Source organism: Streptomyces sp. NTH33, from assembly GCF_003236365.1.
GTDB lineage: Bacteria > Actinomycetota > Actinomycetes > Streptomycetales > Streptomycetaceae > Streptomyces.
Genome location: NZ_POTZ01000560.1, coordinates 1 through 4055 on the forward strand (window position 1 = coordinate 1; position 4055 = coordinate 4055).

Annotated in this window: 3 protein-coding genes; all 3 read right to left on the reverse strand. The window is 75.3% G+C overall.

The window, feature by feature from the left end:
- On the reverse strand, positions 1-1042 hold a 1042-nt coding region (locus C1I97_RS32870), incomplete at its 3' end, for a hypothetical protein (RefSeq protein ID WP_258382848.1).
- Positions 1039-2766, reverse strand: a complete 1728-nt coding sequence (locus C1I97_RS32875) for a DUF3492 domain-containing protein (protein WP_111006682.1) — start codon at positions 2764-2766, stop codon at positions 1039-1041. The genes C1I97_RS32875 and C1I97_RS32870, both read right to left, overlap by 4 nt.
- Before the next feature lie 218 nt (positions 2767-2984).
- On the reverse strand, positions 2985-4055 hold a 1071-nt coding region (locus tag C1I97_RS32880), incomplete at its 5' end, for a DUF3152 domain-containing protein (protein WP_441349179.1).

The window sequence follows — 4055 nt, forward strand, 5'->3', positions numbered from 1 at the left end:
GGCGGGCGGCGAGGACGCCTGCCTGGGCCGCCACCTCGGCCGTGGCCGCGGCGCCGAGGGCGACGGCCGGGGCCCGGGTGATGCCGTGCACGGTGAGGAGGCGGGCGAGCAGCAGCAGCGCGCCCAGCGTGAGGGCCTGTGCGTAGCCGGCGGGCTCGTCCAGGGCTGCCCCGCACGCGGCGGCGAGGACGGCCAGGACGCACAGGAACAGGCCGAGGATGCCGAACAGCAGGGGCCGTACGGACGTGGCGAACTCCTCCAGGCCGCGGCTGATGGTCACCCTGCGCCGGGCGCGGACGACGAAGAGGTGGGCGGTCCAGACCGCCGGGGCGCAGGCGAGGGCGAGGGCCAGCACGGGAGCGGTGGTCAACGGCCAGGCCCCGGCGGCGGTGCCGTCGGGCAGTGCGTCGGGGCCGCCGGTGACGGCTGCGCCGAGCAGGCCCTCGCCGAGGAGGGCATGAGCGAGCAGCAGGCACGTCCACGCGCGCGTGCCGGACGCGTGCGGGCCGGCCGGTGTACGTCTGCCGGTGCTCAGCGGGCCGTGGCGGAGCACGGCGCGCAGGCCCAGCCCCACGGCGAGGACGCCGAGCGCGGCGACGGCCAGTCGCGTCCGGCCCTCGGTCAGACGCAGCCCGGTCACGGCGGCCGCGCACAGGGTGCCGGGCAGCAGGCCGAGCCCGGCCGGGCCGAGACCCATCGAAGGCACGGCGGTGGCCTCGTGGCGCGGAGGTGTCCCGGTGTCGCGGGAGATCCGGGCGTACATCTCCTCGGCGAGCGAGAAGACGTCGCGGTGGCGGAAGCGGGCGGCGGTGCGGTCGGTGACGCCGTGCGCCTCCAGGCCGGCGGCGATCTCCAGGGGGTCGACGGCTCGTTCGCACAGTTCGCGGTGCCGGTGCATCAGCGCCTTGACCGGGTCGGCGGCGCCGCGCCGGGAGGGCACGAAAGGGCTCCGGTCGAGGGCCGGCTCGCCGAGGTCACCGGCCGGGAGGGCGGGGACGGCCGTGGTGCCGGTGTGGCCGCTTTGTCCCGAGGAGCCGTTCATCCGGAGGCCTCCGTGGTGGTCATGGGGGTCGGGCACGGTGCCGGTGAGTCGGTGGCCCGGCGGGCCGCGACGCGGGCGGGGGGCCCGGTCCAGCTGCCGGGTACGTGGGCCTCGGCCGGGACGGCGAACGGAAGGGGCTCGCCGGTCTCGCCGAGGACGACGCGCCGGACCGGGCAGTGCGAGACGATCTCGAGGTACATGCCGTGGAACGCGGCGATGTTCTGCTCGACGGTGAACAGTTCCAGCGCGCGGGCGCGGGCGGCGGCGCCCAGGCGCGCACGGCGCTCGGGGTCGCGCAGCAGCGCCATGCACGCATCGGCGAGCGCCCGTGGATTGCGCGGGGGTACGACGAGCCCGGTGCCGCCGATGACCTCCACGACCGCGCCGACGTCGGTGGAGACCGTCGCACAGCCGCAGAACATCGCCTCGACGAGACCGATCGGGAAGCCCTCGACGACGCTCGACAGGACGATCACGGCGCCCGAGGCGTACACCTCCGCGAGCGTCGGGGCCTCCGGGCCGCCGACCTCCTCGAAGGACACCGGGTTGTCGCCGACGGTGTGCGGGCCCTCGGCCTCGTCGGGGAAGAGCTGGGCGGCGAGCGCCCGGCAGTGGCCCAGGTAGGCCGTCCCGTCGGAGCCGGTCGCGGTGCTCACGATCCGCAGCCGCGCCTTCGGCTCCTGCCTGTGCACCTGGGCGAAGGCGTGCAGCAGGGACACCAGGTCCTTGGCGGGCTCGACACGGCCGGCCCACACCAGCGTGTCCGGGTCGGCGGCCTCCGGTGACTCTCCGGCCCCGGCGAAGCCTGCGGCGTCCATGCCGGGGTGGACGGTACGCAGTTTGGCGCGCTCGGCACCGCAGCGCTCCTGCCAGCGGCGGGTGTGCGCGTTGCCGTGGGTGACGAGGGCTGCTTGCCGGTACGCCTCGGCGGCGACCCCGCCGTGGAACGCGGCGAGCAGGGCCCGTACGGCCGGGGCGGTTCCGTCGGCGCCGGTGGCGAGGTGGTGCGCGCGCAGCCGTGCGCCGTACTCGGTGACCAGCAGGGGGACCCCGGTGAAGTGGCGGGCGAGCAGCCCGGACAGGGCCGCCGCGCCGCCGGCCGCCGCGTGGCAGAGGTCGGCGGCGCCGAGGCCGTCGTCCTCGTACCAGTCGACCGCGAGAGGGCTCAGAGCCTGCCGCAGGTGCCCGGCGGCCGCGAGCAGATCCGGGACGCGGGCCTCGCGCGCCGCACGCGAAGCGCCGGGCGCGCGACAGGCGCGTTCCAGCGCGCGTACGGCGGTTTCGGAGCGCAGCGCGCCCACCAGGCCGCCCTCGTCGCGGGCGAGCTCGGCGAGCCCGTACAGCGCGCTGCCGAAACGGTCCGCCTCGTCGTCGGCACGGTCCTGACCGACCGCCTCGCCGTGGTCGCCGGGGCTGTCGGGACCGCCGCCGCTCGCCGTGACCAGGACCGACGCCAGCTCGCCATAGCATTCGGCGAAGCGCCGGCGCGCGCGTCGTCCGTACGTGATGCCGTCGTCCTCGGCCGCCCACAGGGGTGCGGTACGAACCCGGCTGACCTGCGGCGGCAGCGGCACCCAGCCCGCGTCCTCCTGCCGGCGGCTGCGGCTGAGCGCGTAGAGGTCGAACTCGTGCTGTCCGAGCCCGCGCACGAGCCGTTCGCACCAGAACCCGACGTCACCGCCCACATACGGATAGCCACCCTCCGTCACCAGTCCGATGCGCACGCGTGCACCCCCGATCTCTCCCGTTCACTCCGTGCGGGGAGCCGCCGTCGCACCGGCGGCTCGCAGCGGGACGAACGTATGCGGACATGAGGGTGGCGCGATGGACGGTTGTCCATCGCGCCACCAAAAGGGGTGAACGGGCGTAACTTTCCCGTGCGGGACGCGTTCCGTCGCGCTAGGAGATCGCCCAGGCACGGAACGTCACGTGCCGGGTTCGGTCAACTCCCCGGATAGGGCCAGGGGTTGGGCAGGCAGTGGATTCCGCCGCGGTCCAGGAACTTGGTCTGCTGCTGCATGACGGGTGCCAGGGCGCCGTCCTTGTCACAGGTGACGTGTCCGTAGCCGAGCCGGTGGCCGATCTCGTGGTTGATCAGCATCTGCCGGTAGGCGTACATCTTGTCGCCGTAGGTCTTCGAACCCTGCGCCCACCGGTAGGCGTTGATCATCACGCGCTCGGTGGCGGCCGAGTCGCACGAGACGTTGTCCTCGGTGGTGTCCAGGCCGGACTTGGCGCACCAGATGGCGGTGGTGCCGGGGCTGGCGAGCGTGATCACGAAGTCGGGTCTGCCGGAGGAGACGCGTTCGAAGGTGCGGCCGCCGTCGTGGGCCCAGCTGCGGTCGTCGTTGAGCGTCTCGTGCACGGCCTGGGCGAAGAGCTCGCCGTCGAGGCCGAGGCCCTGCTCCACGTCGACGCGGTAGGTGTACTTGCGTCCCTTGCCCGGCGCCTTGGTGGAGCCCGGGACCACGTCGAACCTGCCCGAACCCTTGAGAGCGGGACTGAGCTCGTACTTCATGCCCATCTTCTGGCCGTACGTCAGCGCCGACACGTCCGGCGGTGCCACCGGCTTGCCGTCGGCGGCCGCGACGCCCGCGGCGCCGCCGTCCGTGCGGCCGGTGGCGGACTGCGACCGCACGCCGGGGTCGGAACGGTCGTCGGCGACCTGTCCGGCGACGACGACGGCGAGCACGGTGGTGACGGCGGCGGCCGCGATGCCGGTGAACGTCCGCCCCTTGGCGCCTGTGCCGCGCGTGGGCTCGTCGGTGGGCCGTCGCGCGGCCTCGACGCCCTGCCCGGCCGGCGGGACGGGCGACACCACGGCCGGACGCGCGGACGGCACGCCGCCGCGGGGCCGGGGCGTGAAGACGTCGTCCTCGCCGAAGGCGTCCAGGTACTCCTGCCGGGGCCCCGCGGGAGGCGTCTGCCGCTGCCGGGGTAGGGGAGCGCGGGCCCCCGCGGAGGCGCCTGCGCCCCCCGGGGCCCCGGATCCGGCGGCGGTCGGCCCCTGCGC